Source organism: Mycobacterium sp. SP-6446 (assembly GCF_001954045.1).
In the GTDB taxonomy this organism is placed as follows: domain Bacteria; phylum Actinomycetota; class Actinomycetes; order Mycobacteriales; family Mycobacteriaceae; genus Mycobacterium.
In genome coordinates, this window is record NZ_MBEM01000009.1 from 1 (window position 1) to 15,628 (window position 15,628).

The following is a 15,628-nucleotide window of genomic DNA, read 5'->3' on the forward strand; positions in this document are numbered from 1 at the left end:
TGTCGGATGTGATGAGCGTGCAGACCCCGGCTGGCCCCGCAGCCAGGAACCACGCACGCCCGGTCGCGGTGCTCGAGTGCACGGCGAAGCCGGCGGTTGATCAGCCGAGTCGAGCGGCCGGCGCCGATGAGCTGACCGTCGCGTTCCAACCACACCTCACAGGTGGCATCACAGGACAGGTATTGGCGTTCGGCGTCCGATAACACCGGGCCCAGGTGCAGTGCGGCGATGCGCGCCTGGGTGTCGAGATGCATCACCACGGTGGTGTGCTGCCCATGCGGGCGGCGGGCCACCTCGGCGTCCCACCCCGCCTCGACCAGTCGCATAAACGCCGCAGCGGTGTTCGGCAACGGCGGCGCGTTATCCGATGCCCGTGCGTCGTGGTCGCGATCGTGTTTCCACTCGGCGATCAGCGCATCACGATGCGACGCCAGCGCCGCGTCGAACTTCGCCGCCTCATCGTGAGCAAGGGTGATCCGGTAGCAACTGCCCTGCTCGGTGCTGGTCCTGGTGAACGCGCGCTCGGGCTCGCGGCGCGGTTCGGGTTGGGGCCGCGGTTCCAGCTTGAGCGCGGTGCGCAGCTGATTGACCGTGGCCACCCGCGCCAACTGCAGGTAATGCTCATCAGCTCCCGCACCCGCGCGCGCGCCGCGATGACGCCCACCCGATCCAGCGACAACCAGCCCTCCCGCATGCCCTGAACGCAGCGCGGGAACTCCGGGAGCCGGGCCGCGACAGTCGCGATCGTGTGGGCGTTTGTCGATGACGAACCCAGTTTCCAGGCCACCAACGCCGGCACCGAGCGCGCCCCGGTGGCGCCCCACAGCCGGTCGCGATCAATCTCGGACACAATCTCCACGATGCGCCCATCAATCGCGTTGCGCTGACCGGCCAACTCCGCCAACTCCTCAAACAACACCTCAAGACGCTCAGCAGGACTCAACCCCGCCAAGGCAAGCGATGCAGTCGAAGACATGACCACATCCTCGCAAAGGGGTACGACAAATCCCGGCCGCCCAATCCGGGGCAGCCCCGGGGGCCGGACCCGTCGCTCTAACCGATCAACACGGCGTAGCGCGGCTTGATCACCTCGTCGATGATCGCCAGGCGTTCGTCGAACGGAATGAACGCCGACTTCATCGCATTGATCGTGAAGCGCTCGAGGTCGCTCCATCCGTAGCCGAAAGCCTCGACGAGACGGTGCATTTCCAGGCTCATCGAGGTATCGCTCATCAGCCGGTTGTCGGTGTTGACGGTCACCCGGAACCGGGATCGGGCCAGCAGATCGAACGGGTGGTCCGCGATGCTCTTGGCCGCGCCGGTCTGCACGTTCGAGCTGGGACACATCTCCAGCGGAATTCGCTTGTCCCGCAGGATCGATGCCAGCCTGCCCAACCGCACGCCACCGTCGTCCAGGACGTCGATGTCGTCGACGATCCGCACCCCGTGGCCCAGCCGATCCGCCCCGCAGAACGCGATCGCTTCGTGGATGGACGGCAAGCCGAAGGCCTCACCCGCGTGAATCGTGAAGCGCGCGTTGTGATCTCGCATATACTCGAACGCGTCCAGATGTCGCGACGGCGGGTTGCCGGCCTCCGCGCCGGCGATGTCGAAGCCGACCACACCCTTGTCCCGGAAGCGGATCGCCAGCTCGGCGATCTCCCGTGACACCGCGGCGTGTCGCATGGCGGTGACCAACAGGCGCACCACGATGGGCCGGCCGGCGGCGGCGCAGGCCTTCTCGCCGTCGGCGAAACCCGCGAGCACGGCGTCGACGATCTCGTCGAAAGACAGTCCGCGGTCGATGTGCAACTCGGGCGCGAAGCGCACCTCGGCGTAGACCACCGAATCGGCGGCCAGGTCCTCGACACACTCGTAGGCCACCCGATGCAGCGATTCGGACGTCTGCATGACCGCGACGGTGTGCGAGAACGGCTCCAGATAGCGCTCCAGCGAACCGCTGTGCGACCGGGTGCGAAACCAGGTGGCCAGCTCCTCGACATCGGTGGCGGGCAGCCCGTCGTAGCCGGTCTGGCCGGCGATCTCCAGCACGGTCGACGGGCGCAGCCCACCGTCGAGGTGATCGTGCAGCAGGGCCTTCGGCGCTTTTTCGATCTGCCGCAGATCCAAAGGTGTGGTCACGTGGCGATCCGATCGATGATCAGCGGCCTTGGAACCGGCCGCGGCGCCGGCGGTGTGTCCCCGACGCTCCACGCGCCGTCCAGCTCGGCCATCGCGGCGCCGAAGCGTTCCGGGGTGTCGGTGTAGAGGGTGAATAACGGCTCGCCGGCCGCCACGGGTTCGCCGGGACGGCGGTGGATTTGCACGCCGGCGCCGAATTGCACCCGCTCGCCCGGGCGGGATCTGCCCGCACCGAGCCGCCATGCCGCCAGCCCCACTGCCATCGCGTCGATATCGCCCATTGTGCCGCCCCGGGTGGCGGCCACGGTCTCGGACAGCGCACCGATCGGCAACGGTATCGACAAATCACCGCCCTGGGCCGCGACGAGCCGGCGAAATCGGTCCATCGCGGTGCCGTCGCGCAGGGTCTCCGCGGGGTCGGCGCCGTCGATCCCGGCGAGTTCGAGCATCTCGCCGGCCAGCGCCAGCGTCAGCTCGACCACGTCGGGCGGCCCGCCGCCGGCCAGGACCTCCAGGGATTCGGCGACCTCGAGCGCGTTGCCGACGGCCGCGCCGAGCGGGGTGCTCATGTCCGTCAGCAGCGCGCGGGTGGGCACCCCGCGCGCGGCGCCCAGCTCGATCATGATCTGCGCCAGCTCGCGGGAGTGCGCCTCGGACTTGAGCAACGCCCCCGCGCCGACCTTCACGTCGAGCACCAACGCGCCCGCGCCCTCGGCCAGCTTCTTGCTCATCACCGAGCTGGCGATCAGGGGCAGGGACTCGACCGTGCCGGTGACATCGCGCAGCGCGTACAGCTTGGCGTCCGCCGGCGCCAGCTCGCCCGCGGCGAAGATCGCCGCGCCCACATCGACGAGCTGTTCGCGCACCCGTCCGTTGGACAGCTGGGCGGTGAATCCGGCGATGGATTCCAGTTTGTCGAGGGTGCCGCCGGTGTGCCCGAGCCCGCGACCCGACGCCTGCGGTACCGCCGCACCGCACGCGGCGACGACGGGCAGCAGCGGCAGGGTGATCTTGTCCCCGACCCCACCGGTGGAGTGCTTGTCCACGGTGGGCAGCGGCCGCCCGTCGCGGCGCAGGTCGCTGAAGTCCAGCCGCTCCCCGGACGCCAGCATCGCCGCCGTCCACTCGGCGATCTCGCGGCGGTCCATGCCGCGCAGGACGATCGCCATCAGTAGCGCCGCCATCTGCTCGTCGGCGACGCGGCCGTCGGTGTAGGCGTCGACGACCCACGCGATGGCGGCGTCGGATAACCGGCCGCCATCGCGCTTGGTCCTGATCACCGTCGGCGCGTCGAATCCGAAATCGGTCAAGAACGTTCCCGGGGGACCTCGGCGCCGAACGCGTCGGGCAGCAGCTCGCCGAGCCGGCGGGGCCCCGCCGGATGGTCGATGAGCAACCCGGGACCGCCGTGCTCCAGCAGCACCTGACGGCATCGCCCGCACGGCATCAGCGGGGATCCCCGCCCGTCCACGCATGCCAGCGCAATCAGCCGGCCCCCGCCGGTGGAATGTAGGGCGCACACCACACCGCATTCGGCACAGAGACCAAGGCCATATGAGACGTTCTCCACATTGCAGCCGGTGACCACGCGGCCGTCGTCGACCAGTGCCGCAGCACCCACCGGGAATCGCGAGTACGGCGCATACGCTCCCGCGGCCGCCTGGATCGCGTTGTCCCGCAGCATATTCCAATCGACATCTGGCATTTCGCAACCCCCGTTCACCGATGGGCTGACTTGTTGGGCCGGTTCAAGCAGCCACCCTAACTCCGATGCGACACGGCGTCTTGGCCGGACCGAGCTCCTACCGCGGCCCGTCGTTGCGGGGTTAAGGTCGGTTGCCCGGCTTGTTGACGAAGGCGGTGAGAACTTCAGTGAGTACACAGGCGACAACCGCGGATCCGGCCGTACCGGCGTCGACGCCCTCGCGCAAGCGGCGGCCGCCGCGAACGCTGTATCGGGGGGATCCCGGCATGTGGTCGTGGGTGCTGCATCGCATCACCGGTGCCACGATCTTCTTCTTCTTGTTCGTGCACGTCTTGGACACCGCCCTGGTCCGGGTCAGCCCGCAGGCCTACAACGAGGTGATCGCGACCTACAAGACCCCGATCGTGGGCCTGATGGAATTCGGCCTGGTCGCCGCGGTGGCGTTCCACGGCCTGAACGGGATCCGGGTGATCCTGATCGACTTCTGGTCGCAGGGCCCCCGCTACCAGCGGCTGATGTTCTGGATCGTCTGCATCGTCTTCCTGCTGCTCATGGTTCCGGTGGGGGTGGCGCTGGGCATCCACATGTGGGAGCACTTCCGATGAGCAGCCCCGACCTTCAGCTCGGCCGGGGCGAGCAAGCGCCGGTACACCAGCGCAGCCACGACCGTCCGGCGAGCCTGGACAATCCGCGCTCGCCGCGGCGCCGCGCCGGCATACCCAACTTCGAGAAGTTCGCGTGGCTGTTCATGCGGTTCTCCGGCGTCGCGCTGGTATTCCTGGCCATCGGGCACCTGTTCATCATGCTGATGTGGGACAACGGGGTGTACCGCATCGACTTCAACTACGTGGCCCAGCGGTGGGCGTCGCCGTTCTGGCAGTTCTGGGACCTGGCCCTGCTTTGGCTGGCGCAGCTGCACGGTGGCAACGGCCTGCGCACCATCATCGACGACTACAGCCGCACGGATCGCACCCGATTCTGGCTCAACAGCCTGCTGCTGCTGTCGATGGGGTTCACGTTGGTGCTGGGTACCTACGTGCTGATGACATTCGACCCGAATATCGGAGGCTGACCGGTGATCCAGCAACACCGATACGACGTGGTGATCGTCGGCGCGGGCGGTGCGGGAATGCGGGCGGCCGTCGAGGCCGGACCCCGCGTGCGCACCGCGGTGCTCACCAAGCTCTACCCCACTCGCAGCCACACCGGGGCCGCCCAGGGCGGCATGTGCGCCGCGTTGGCCAACGTCGAGGACGACAACTGGGAATGGCACACCTTCGACACGGTCAAGGGTGGCGACTACCTCGCCGACCAGGACGCCGTGGAGATCATGTGCAAGGAGGCCATCGACGCGGTGCTCGACCTGGAGAAGATGGGGATGCCGTTCAACCGGACCCCCGAGGGCCGCATCGACCAGCGCCGCTTCGGTGGGCACACCCGCGACCACGGCAAGGCGCCGGTGCGCCGGGCCTGCTACGCCGCCGACCGCACCGGCCACATGATCCTGCAGACGCTCTACCAAAACTGCGTCAAGCACGACGTGGAGTTTTTCAACGAGTTCTACGCGCTCGACCTGGCTTTGACGCAGACCCCGAGCGGTCCGGTGGCCACCGGGGTCATCGCCTACGAGCTGGCGACCGGCAACATCCACGTCTTCCACGCGAAGGCCGTTGTGATCGCGACCGGCGGTTCGGGCCGGATGTACAAGACCACCTCCAACGCGCACACGCTGACCGGCGACGGCATCGGCATCGTCTTCCGCAAGGGACTTCCGTTGGAGGACATGGAGTTTCACCAGTTCCACCCGACCGGGCTCGCCGGCCTGGGGATCCTGATCTCCGAAGCGGTGCGCGGCGAGGGCGGCCGGCTGCTCAACGGCGAGGGCGAGCGCTTCATGGAGCGCTACGCCCCGACGATCGTCGACCTGGCGCCCCGCGACATCGTCGCCCGCTCCATGGTGTTGGAGGTGCTGGAGGGCCGCGGCGCCGGGCCGCACAAGGACTACGTCTACATCGACGTGCGCCACCTCGGTGAGGAGGTGCTCGAGGCCAAGCTGCCCGACATCACCGAGTTCGCCCGCACCTACCTGGGTGTGGACCCGGTGCACGAGCTGGTCCCGGTCTACCCGACCTGTCACTACTTGATGGGCGGCATCCCGACGACCGTCACCGGACAGGTGTTGCGGGACAACACTTCCACCGTCCCGGGCCTGTACGCGGCCGGCGAGTGCGCGTGTGTGTCGGTGCACGGCGCCAACCGGCTGGGCACCAATTCGCTGCTGGACATCAACGTCTTCGGGCGCCGGGCCGGCATCGCGGCGGCTTCGTATGCGCGGGGGCACGACTTCGTCGACATGCCGCCGGAGCCGGAGGGGATGGTCGTCGGGTGGGTGGCCGACATCCTCTCCGAGCACGGCAACGAGCGCGTCGCCGACATTCGCGGCGCCCTGCAGCAGACGATGGACAACAACGCCGCGGTGTTCCGCACCGAGGAGACGCTCAAGCAGGCGCTGACCGACATCCACGCATTGAAAGAGCGCTACTCCCGAATCACCGTGCACGACAAGGGCAAGCGCTACAACAGCGACCTGTTGGAGGCCATCGAGCTGGGCTTCCTGCTGGAGCTGGCCGAAGTCACCGTCGTCGGCGCCCTGAATCGCAAGGAGTCCCGCGGCGGGCATGCCCGCGAGGACTACCCGAACCGCGACGACGTCAACTACATGCGCCACACGATGGCCTACAAGCAGGGCAGCGACCTGCTGAGCGACATCGCGCTGGACTTCAAGCCCGTGGTGCAGACCCGCTACGAACCCAAGGAACGGAAGTACTGATGACTTCGGAACCAGGAGAGGCGTCGGACGCCGAGACTTTGGACCCGCCACTGCCGCCGGTTCCGGAGGGCGCGGTGCTGGTGACCGTCAAAATCGCCCGGTTCAACCCCGACCAGCCCGATGCCTTCGCGAAAACCGGTGGGTGGCAAAGCTTTCGGGTGCCCTGCCTGCCCAGTGACCGGCTGCTCAACCTGCTCATCTACATCAAGAGCTACCTCGACGGGACACTGACCTTTCGGCGATCCTGCGCGCACGGGGTGTGCGGGTCGGACGCCATGCGCATCAACGGCGTCAACCGGCTGGCCTGCAAGGTGCTGATGCGCGATCTGTTGCCTCAAAAAAAGAAGGGGCAGCCCGGCAAGTCTTTGACCATCACGGTCGAACCCATCCGCGGGCTGCCGGTGGAGAAGGACCTCGTCGTCGACATGGAGCCGTTCTTCGACGCCTACCGCGCGGTGAAGCCGTACCTGATCACCACCGGCAATCCGCCGACGCGGGAAAGAATCCAGAGCCCGACCGACCGCGCCCGCTACGACGACACCACCAAGTGCATCCTGTGCGCGTGCTGCACCACCAGCTGCCCGATCTTCTGGCACGAGGGCAGCTACTACGGCCCGGCCGCGATCGTCAACGCGCACCGCTTCATCTTCGACAGCCGCGACGAGGCCGCCGCCGAGCGCCTCGACATCCTCAACGAGGTCGACGGCGTGTGGCGCTGCCGCACCACGTTCAACTGCACCGAATCCTGCCCGCGCGGCATCGAGGTGACCAAGGCGATCCAGGAGGTCAAGCGCGCGCTGATGTTCACGCGCTGATACCTGCACCGGTCAACAAAGCTCGTGGTGATTACTTTGGTTGCCCCCCAACCGTTTAGCCTGATACATCGCGGCATCGGAGGCCGTGATCAGCTCATCGAGAACTGATTGCGGTTCGTTTGCGGCGTCCTCGAGGCGGGCGCACGCGGTGCCAACGCTGGCGGTGACTCCCGCGGCCGAGATCGCGATGGCCCGGCACGCGCGCGCGGCCAACGACTCGGCGTTGCAGGTCGAAGACGTGCCGGCGACGAGAAATTCCTCACCACCGCTTCGGGCCACCACCGCCTGATTGTCGGCGGCGGCCAACAGCGCCCGCGCGACCTGGACCAGTGCGCGATCGCCCGCCGCGTGGCCACACCTGTCATTGACGGCTTTGAAGTTGTCGAGATCGATCAACATGACCACGAGGTGGGAGTCGATGCCGCGTCGGGCCAAGATCATTCCCAGCGCCTCGTGCTGAAATGCGCGCCGATTGAGCAGGCCCGTCAACGGATCGCGGTCGGCAGTCAGCAGATCTCCCGCCAAAGCGCGCACCAGGATCCGAATGGCGAGAGGTAGGGCGATGTTGACCTCGATCACCAGCCACAGGTCCACCCCCGCCAGGCTGGGGTGTCCAGATCTCGCCAACGACACCGCCTCCCAGGAGCCGACGGCAGCGGCAACCGCGAAGTTGTACAGCACCAATCCCGTGGTGTGAAAGAACGCCATGTAGGCGCCGAAGGTCGCGAATGCTATGCACCCGATCAGCGCGGCGAGCGGGTTCGGGTGTGCCAGGCACGCCAAGGCGACGGCGGTGTTGCACGTGATGGCAAATGCGATCGACTGCCTGCGCGTCGGCCACCGCCAAACCCACAGCAACACGCCCGCTACCCCGCCGCCGACGGCGACCCATGTCATCGCCACCGGCACAGGTCCGCGGGGACCGTCCGAACTGCCCAGCAGGGCGAGCAGGCACAACACCATCGACGTCGCGATGAACGCCATCAGGGCCCGAGTGGCGCCGCCGATGCCCCGCGACGCGAGGTAGCCGGACAGCCAGTCGTACTGGTCGGCCCGCCGGCTAAACAGCGCAGTCATCGTTGACTCCCAATCGCCACCACTGGCCATCGATGCCGAGAGGCTAGCCGCATGCTACGGCCGTCTCGCGGCCCGCGAGGCAGAAGGCCCGAAGTCGCCCCTCGCGCTGACCGCGCTCGTCACACATTGTCGACCTGTCTCGTCTGAGGGGTATGACACAGAAAACACGCATCGAGCCCCTGCCCCCCAAGCGCGCCGGCCTGCTGACCCGCGCGATGTACCGGGTCGCCAAGCGGCGCTACGGCCAGGTTCCCGAACCGTTCGCCGTGTCCGCGCATCATCGCAAACTGATGATCGCCGGCGCCGTCCACGAGACCATGGTCGACCGGGCGTCGAAGACGCTTCCGGTCAGCGTGCGTGAGCTCGCGGTGTTGTGGACCGCGCGCGCGATCGGCTGCTCCTGGTGCGTCGACTTCGGGTCGATGCTGCAACGCCTGGACGGCCTGGACATGGAGCGGCTCAAGGACATCGACAACTACGCCACCTCACCGGCATTCACCGACGACGAGCGCGCCGCCATCGCCTACGCCGACGCGATGACCACCGACCCGCACACCGTCACCGACGAACAGGTCGCCGACCTGCGGACCCGTTTCGGCGACGCGGGAGTGTTCGAGCTGACTTATCAGATCGGGCTCGAGAACATGCGGGCGCGGGTGAATTCCGCCCTGGGCATCACCGAGCAGGGCTTCAATTCCGGTGACGCCTGCCGTGTTCCGTGGGCGGAGGAAAACCAGGCCGCGCGCTGATTGCCCGGACACGTATCGGATCGGTGACCTCAGCTGGTCGAACTCGGACCCCGTCGAAAGGGGGAGACGATTTCCCCCACCCAATCCGGCTTTCACCCGATAGACCGACCAACATCATGGCAGAACACTGGTCAGTGAGCGGAGCCAAGCACCCCCGCCATCCGTGTTGAACCGACTTGGGAGAACCGAAATGAACTGCACCGCAACCCCGATGGGCAATACCGGGCAGGCCAGGCGCAAAACGCGCCGGACCGCGCGGTCATGGGCCGCGGCGACTGCGGCATGGATGCTAGCGCTTGCGGCGGCCGCGGCGGTCTGGCTGCCCATCGTGATGCCGGCGGCCGCCAAGGCCGACACCTGCGGCAGCGTCGGCGGCCGCCACTGGTCGGTCAGCGGGTGCCCAGCCCCACCGGCCTACGATCCGCCGCCGCCAACGGATTACACCCCTAACGCGACCGTCTGCGCCCAGGGTGGACGGTGGTTCAGTTGGAGCGCCTGCAAGTAGCACGACGCCAATGCATCGAGGGTCGTTGCATTTCGCGGCTTGGCAAATGAACATCGTTAATCAATGAGTACGTCGGATCTCGACCGAGTGCGCCGGACGCACCGGCTTCGATCGCTGCGCGCAGGGTATGGGCTTCGTGTCGGCGTGGTGGCCATCATGGTCGGTGCGATGCTGGTGAGCACCGATCCCGGCAAATGGGTCAACGAGGGCGTCCTGGTCGCCCTGTACGCCGCGATCGCGGTGACCGCGGCCGTCGTGGTGCTTTCTCCCCCAAGCCATCTGGTCACCGGCGACTGGTTCGTGGTGATCCTCACGCTCGTCGACATCGCGGCGGTGTGGTGCTTCAAGCTGATGTCGCCGGGTGGATACCTGCCCTTGCTACTGATGGCCCTGCTGCCCATGTTGGTAGCGACTGGAGTGTCGTGGCGGCCGACGGCGGTGGTGCTGGGGACGATCTACATCGCGTTCGCGATAGTCCTATTGCAAGACCCGGTGATTCAGCCACGCATCGGGTGGCCCGAAACGACGCTGCTGCTGGCCATGTATGCATTCGTCTGTTCCGCGAGGTTGGTGGTGGCCGTTCTTCGGGCGAGGTACGAGGACGAAGTCGCCACGGTAACCGCGTCACGCGAGGAATTGCTCGCGGATACGATGACCTCTTCGGAGGCGCAGCGCCGCCAGATCGCCGAAGCCATCCACGACGGTCCGCTGCAGGATGTGCTCGCCGCCCGTCGCGACATCTCCGACCTGCGCAAGACGACACCCGCGGTGCAGCTCGACCGCGCGGTGGCCAGCCTGCAGGAGGCGTCGCGGCGCCTGCGGGAGGCCACGTTCGAGCTGCACCCGGAGGTCCTCGACGAGGTGGGGCTTGGCGCCGCGGTGCACAAGCTGGCCTCGCTAACCGCGGAGCGATCGGGTATCGCCATCGCAACCGATATCGAGTATCCCGGCACCAACGCGATCGACCCGATGATATTTGGGGTGACTCGCGAGTTGCTGTCCAACGTGGTCCGTCATTCCCGTGCCAGCCGGGCCTCCGTGAAACTGGCGGTGGTCGACGACGCGTGCTGTCTCGACGTGGCGGACAACGGGATTGGGATCAGGCGCGACGCCGCGGCGCGCCGCCTCGCGGAGGGGCACATCGGCCTGGCGTCGCACCGGGCGCGGGTAGAGGCCGCCGGTGGCAGCATGCGTATCGTCGACGAACCCGCCGGAGCGCACATCCGCATCGAAGTCCCGCTGCGGGTGTAGGTAGAGCGCCCCGGTCACTCCACCAATCGACGCCGCATCGCCTCGGCCACCGCGGCGCCCCGGTCGGAGACCTTCAGCTTCTCGTAGAGGTTCTGCACATGCGACTTGACCGTGCTGGGCGCCAGATGCAGCCGCGACGCAATCTGAGGAACCGACAACCCGTCGGCCATCATGCGGACCACCTCCTGTTCGCGCGTCGTCAACAGCGCGGACTCGCCTTTAGCCCGCTGCTGGAGTTCACCTGCCAGTGCACCGGACAGGTGGGTAGGTAGGTAACCGTCGCCGGCCGCGCATTTGAGGACCGCGGTGATGATCTCGTCGCTGTCGGACTCTTTGGTCAGGTAGCCTTTGGCGCCTTCGGCCAGGGCTTTGTACACAACCGAACTGTCGTCGAAGGCACTGAGCAGCACGATGCGGGTGGGCAGCGCGTCCCGGGTGACGGCGTGGACGACGTCAAGTCCGTTGAGTTCGGGCATCTTGTAGTCGAGCAGCGCCACCGCCGGCCGCAGCTCGCGAATCGCCTCCAGCGCGGCTCTGCCGTCGGCCACTTCGGCGACAACCTCTACTCTTCCGCTTGAATTCAGCGCTCGTACTACGCCTTGTCTGGTCACCGGGTGGTCGTCGGCTACGACTACTTTGATCCGTTTTGAGGGGTAGCTCATGGGATGCTCCCGAAATGTCGCGCTGGTCCCACCGGGCACCGCTATGTGGTCTTTGTATTCTTGCTCCCCGCGGGGGGCAGTGTGGTCACTTTCTCCCGCGCTCCAATCACTTCCACGCGATGCAGATCCGGCCCCAGCTCGATGCGCCCACTGAACTGTGACCGCGCCCGTCCCCGCCAGTCATCCTCCTGACCGGGCGCCACCGCCGGCACACAGTGCGTCAGGACCAGAGTATCGACGCCGGCCCGCTCTGCGGTGCAGGCGGCCTCTTCGACCGATGAGTGATAGTCGCAGATGTCGCGGATCCGCTGCATCGGCAGCGCCTCGATGAGGTCTTTGCGGATCACGGTGTGTACCAGTGCATCAGCGCCTGCGGCCAGCTCGTCGAGGCTGGCGCACGGCACCGTGTCGCCGGCCAAGACGACAGACGCCGAATCGTGGTGTAACCGAAAGCCGATGGTGGGATCCACCGGCCGGTGATCCGTCGGGGCGGCCTCGATGCGCACGTCACCGGCGTCCCATACGATGCCCTCGGTGAATTCGCGGACGTCGACGGCGGGAGGACCGTTCAGGTCGGCGTGGTGCGCAATCCGATAACCGATGTCGGCGCCGAACGCGCCGAGCGTCGCTTCGACCGCGGCAGCGGTCCCGGGCGGACCGATGATCGGCAAGGGTGCCGGTTCGGGCGTGAAGGTGCTCACCCACCGGGTGATCAGCACGTCGCCGAGGTCGGCGATATGGTCGCTGTGCAGGTGGGTGAGGAGCAGGGCGGTCAGCGCGTTGGCGCCGACGCCGATCGCGGCGGCACGCTGCAACACACCCCTGCCGCAGTCGATCAGAAACGTCTGACCACCCGCACGTACCAGGGTCGCGGGCCCGGCCCGCAGCGGATCGGGTATCGGGCTGCCCGTTCCAAGGAGAATGATTTCGATCACGCCCTAGATATGCCACAACGCGATTGCCTACGCAACGACGTGATTCGGGGGTCACTCGGCATGGTCGCCGGCACTGCACGGGATCCGGACGCGGGTGTGAGCGGCGTCTAAGTTACTCTGCCGCAATATGTTTCGTGCTTCCCAGGCGGTGGCGCCGTTGATCTCTGCGGCCGCTGCGGGCGGTGTGGCTCTCCCCCATTAGGGGGAGAAAGGTTCCTCCACCGAATCCGGCGTTTAGCGGAGCCGTGGCTTCTGACGGCAGGCGTTGGTGCCTCAGCGGGCCTCGCCGACCGCTGCGATGTGCGAGCTGGCGCCAGGCGTCATGTCGCCAGACGCCGCCTTGATCGTGCGGACGCGTCGCTACCGGCGGCCACAACACGCGCTAGCGGCACACACAGCGCGGCGCCGGCGAAGCCAACGACGAGGATGGAGACCGCCACCATCGGCGGACCGCCATGACCCAGTCCGTATGCCACCAGGAGGGGCGCGGCGATCGCCGCCAGCGCCAGGGCCATTCCCCACACCCCGTGGTAGCGCCCGCGATGCTCGGCCGGGGCGATCCGGTGGACGACGCCGGCGGCCAGCACAAACCAGGCGATCTCACCGGGGGCACACGCCGCCACCGCCAGGCTGAAGCTAAGTGTGGAATCCGCTACGGCGGCGGTCGCCAACCACCCGGTGGTCCATGCCGCGGCCGCGGCCAGAATGTCCATTCTTGGAAGTGTCGCAACTTGTCGGCTCAGCCACGGAGTGAGTAATGGCGTAAGCGCCATGACGGTCGACGCATTGGCCAGCTGCGTCCAGCCGTACGCACCGGCACCCAGGCCATGACGCGACATCAACATCGGCAGGGCGGCGAAGAAACCGATGGACGCCGTCAATGTGGCGGCGCTGCTGACCAACAGCAGCATCAATCGGCGGTCCGAAAAAGCCCGACGGTAACCGGTTTTAGTAATCGACGGTGGGCGGCGCACATCGGGCGGCATGCCGCTCAACGCGATCGCCGCGAAAAGCGCGAACGCTACGGCGTTGATCCAATACAGAGCGGGTACGCCGATCGCGTCTGCGAGCAGACCGCCGATGCCGCCGCTGATCGCAGCGCCGGCGTTCGTTGTCCAACCCAGCCGCCAAGCGTCGACTTTCGCCCGCTTCCGAGGATCGGGAATTAGCTCGTTGATCGCTGCACTGAGCACCGGTCGCGGCGCGTCGAAGACCACCCCGACCAGCGCGGCCCCAACTACCAATGCCCCAGCCGTTTTCGCACCGGCCAGCAGCGCCGATGCCAGCCCCGCTAGCAGCATCATGGCCGCCAGCGTGGATCGTCTTCCCAGCCGGTCAATCAGCCACCCGCAGAGCAGCTGGCCCATCACCCACCCGACTCCGAACACCGCCAAAATCGTGCCCACGGTTCCGGGCGCGTGCCCCGGCTCGGCAACGTGATATGCCAGGAACGGATAGGCGAATCCCGCGGCGCGCACGAGCAAGTTGCCGGCCAGGAGGACCCAGATCACCGGCGGATACTCGTAGCGCCCCGGGGTATCACGCCTAGCGGCGGGGGATGCCGTCATCATTTCGTCCTTCACCAAAGGGCCACGCTCATGTCGGTAACCGACGGGCTTCGGTCACGAACGTAAGTCGCGCAAAGCGAAGCGCTAATCCGCCGATCGGCCCTCAACCGCGGTGAAGCGCGCTCCTGCGATTGAGCGTGTCTCCCCCGATTGGGGGAGAGCGTTTCATCCCCTGACTCCGCCAGGCACCCGACAGACACTCGGCGATCACCACGAAATAGTGGTGGTGACCCGAGCGAGTCACGCTCGGCAGACGAATGCCAGCGAAGCCGGAGCATCCATGAGCAATCCCAACGCCCCGATGCGGGCCCTGGTAACGGGCAGTTCCGGTCACCTCGGCGAAGCGCTTGTGCGCACCCTGCGTGCCCGCGGCGCCGACACCGTCGGGCTCGACGCACGGCCGTCGAAGTGGACCAATGTTGTTGGCTCCATAACTGATCCAGGGCTGACACGCGAGCTAATGGCCGACGTGGATGTGGTGTTCCACACCGCCACGCTGCACAAGCCACAGCTGGCATTCGTGCCGCGCCAGGAATTCTTGAACACCAATATCGGTGGCACGCAGACCCTTCTGGATGCGGCGGTGGGGGTCGGCGTTCGCGCGTTCGTGATGACATCGTCAACGACGGTGTTCGGTGACGCGCTCGTGCCGTCGCCGGGGCGGCCCGCCGCGTGGATCGACGAATCCGTGACGCCGATTCCCAAGAACATCTACGGTGTTACCAAGGCCGCCGCCGAGGACCTCTGCCAGTTGGCGCACCGCAACGACGGCCTGCCCTGCGTGGTGCTGCGCACCGCGCGATTCTTCGCCGACGGCGACGATATGCCAGACGTTCATGACGGGCGCAGCGACGATAACGTGAAGGCCAACGAATACGCGTCACGCCGGGTCGCGCTCGAAGATGCCGTCGACGCGCACCTGAAAGCGGCACAGCAGGCGCCGCGTCTGGGGTTTGCGCGCTACGTCATCGCGGCCACAACACCGTTCACGCGTGATGACATGGCCGAGTTGCGAACCGACGCGGAGTCGGTATTCGCGCGCCGCTCGCCGGTGGCCGCGGCCGCTTGGAGAGAACGAGGCTGGCGGTTCCCCCACCGCCTGGACCGTGTGTACGTCAACGCCAGAGCGCGCCATGAGCTGGGCTGGCACCCGCGGTTCGATCTGGACGCGATCGCAGCCAGAGTCGCACGCGGCGACTCCGTGCGCACGCCGCTATCACAACTCGTCGGGGTAAAGGAGTACCCGAGCAGTTCGTACCACTTGGGAGTGTTCCATCCAACGAGCGGCCAGCACCGTGTTCGGGTGTGTCGCGATCAGCTTGCTAATGCCAAGTGCCACAACCACTCACATGCCATCCCGGCCCTCGCCGGCTGATTTATCAGCTGCTG

General features: G+C 67.0%; 14 protein-coding genes and 2 pseudogenes. 8 read left to right on the forward strand and 8 right to left on the reverse strand.

Annotation, left to right across the window (positions count from 1 at the left end):
• The 4 genes and pseudogenes from A5736_RS00845 to A5736_RS00860 all read right to left on the reverse strand — a co-directional run.
• Positions 1–976: pseudogene (locus A5736_RS00845) on the reverse strand (13E12 repeat family protein); the annotation flags it as partial.
• A gap of 77 nt (positions 977–1,053) precedes the next feature.
• Positions 1,054–2,142, reverse strand: coding sequence for an adenosine deaminase (locus A5736_RS00850; protein ID WP_076122233.1), 1,089 nt, complete (start codon positions 2,140–2,142; stop codon positions 1,054–1,056).
• Positions 2,139–3,452, reverse strand: coding sequence for a thymidine phosphorylase (locus A5736_RS00855; protein ID WP_076243986.1), 1,314 nt, complete (start codon positions 3,450–3,452; stop codon positions 2,139–2,141). The genes A5736_RS00850 and A5736_RS00855 overlap by 4 nt, the downstream gene beginning before the upstream one ends.
• On the reverse strand, positions 3,449–3,847 hold the full coding sequence (locus tag A5736_RS00860) for a cytidine deaminase (protein ID WP_076243988.1): 399 nt from the start codon (positions 3,845–3,847) through the stop codon (positions 3,449–3,451). The genes A5736_RS00855 and A5736_RS00860 overlap by 4 nt, the downstream gene beginning before the upstream one ends.
• Positions 3,848–4,113: 266 nt before the next feature.
• On the opposite strand from A5736_RS00860, the gene sdhC reads away from it, so the two are divergent.
• From sdhC to A5736_RS00880, 4 genes are read left to right on the forward strand one after another with little or no spacing between them, the layout of a single operon-like run.
• Positions 4,114–4,452: a succinate dehydrogenase, cytochrome b556 subunit gene (sdhC, locus tag A5736_RS00865; RefSeq protein ID WP_233147930.1), complete on the forward strand. Its 339-nt coding sequence runs from the start codon at positions 4,114–4,116 to the stop codon at positions 4,450–4,452.
• Positions 4,449–4,919 (forward strand): succinate dehydrogenase hydrophobic membrane anchor subunit, encoded by a 471-nt coding sequence (locus A5736_RS00870; RefSeq protein WP_076122230.1) that lies wholly within the window; start codon positions 4,449–4,451, stop codon positions 4,917–4,919. The genes sdhC and A5736_RS00870 overlap by 4 nt, the downstream gene beginning before the upstream one ends.
• A gap of 3 nt (positions 4,920–4,922) precedes the next feature.
• Positions 4,923–6,677, forward strand: coding sequence for a succinate dehydrogenase flavoprotein subunit (sdhA, locus tag A5736_RS00875; RefSeq protein WP_076243989.1), 1,755 nt, complete (start codon positions 4,923–4,925; stop codon positions 6,675–6,677).
• Positions 6,677–7,492: a succinate dehydrogenase iron-sulfur subunit gene (locus tag A5736_RS00880; RefSeq protein ID WP_076243991.1), complete on the forward strand. Its 816-nt coding sequence runs from the start codon at positions 6,677–6,679 to the stop codon at positions 7,490–7,492. Before sdhA ends, A5736_RS00880 begins: the two co-directional genes overlap by 1 nt.
• 12 nt (positions 7,493–7,504) lie before the next feature.
• Here A5736_RS00880 and A5736_RS00885 read toward each other — a convergent pair whose 3' ends face one another.
• Positions 7,505–8,569 carry a diguanylate cyclase gene (locus tag A5736_RS00885; RefSeq protein WP_076243993.1) on the reverse strand — a complete coding sequence of 355 codons (1,065 nt, stop codon included), beginning with the start codon at positions 8,567–8,569 and terminating at the stop codon, positions 7,505–7,507.
• 140 nt (positions 8,570–8,709) lie between these two features.
• On the opposite strand from A5736_RS00885, the pseudogene A5736_RS00890 reads away from it, so the two are divergent.
• The 3 genes and pseudogenes from A5736_RS00890 to A5736_RS00900 form a co-directional block, all read left to right on the forward strand.
• Positions 8,710–9,318, forward strand: a pseudogene (locus A5736_RS00890) (carboxymuconolactone decarboxylase family protein); the annotation flags it as partial.
• 190 nt (positions 9,319–9,508) lie between these two features.
• A complete protein-coding gene (locus A5736_RS00895; RefSeq protein WP_076122225.1) occupies positions 9,509–9,823 on the forward strand; it encodes a hypothetical protein in 315 nt (104 codons plus the stop codon).
• Positions 9,824–9,886: 63 nt separating this feature from the next.
• The gene (locus tag A5736_RS00900; protein ID WP_076122224.1) at positions 9,887–11,074 is read left to right on the forward strand and encodes a sensor histidine kinase; all 1,188 of its coding nucleotides are present in this window, start codon (positions 9,887–9,889) and stop codon (positions 11,072–11,074) included.
• Between the two features lie 14 nt (positions 11,075–11,088).
• On the opposite strand, the gene A5736_RS00905 is transcribed toward A5736_RS00900, so the two are convergent.
• The 3 genes from A5736_RS00905 to A5736_RS00915 all read right to left on the reverse strand — a co-directional run bounded on the left by A5736_RS00905 (position 11,089) and on the right by A5736_RS00915 (position 14,239).
• Positions 11,089–11,736 (reverse strand): response regulator transcription factor, encoded by a 648-nt coding sequence (locus tag A5736_RS00905; protein ID WP_076122223.1) that lies wholly within the window; start codon positions 11,734–11,736, stop codon positions 11,089–11,091.
• 41 nt (positions 11,737–11,777) lie between these two features.
• A complete protein-coding gene (locus A5736_RS00910; RefSeq protein WP_076122222.1) occupies positions 11,778–12,671 on the reverse strand; it encodes a ribonuclease Z in 894 nt (297 codons plus the stop codon).
• 320 nt (positions 12,672–12,991) lie between these two features.
• Positions 12,992–14,239, reverse strand: a complete 1,248-nt coding sequence (locus tag A5736_RS00915; protein ID WP_254848261.1) for an MFS transporter — start codon at positions 14,237–14,239, stop codon at positions 12,992–12,994.
• A gap of 301 nt (positions 14,240–14,540) precedes the next feature.
• On the opposite strand from A5736_RS00915, the gene A5736_RS00920 reads away from it, so the two are divergent.
• Complete coding sequence (locus tag A5736_RS00920; RefSeq protein WP_083667096.1) at positions 14,541–15,614, forward strand: NAD(P)-dependent oxidoreductase; 1,074 nt, start codon at positions 14,541–14,543, stop codon at positions 15,612–15,614.
• Positions 15,615–15,628: the final 14 nt, after the last annotated feature.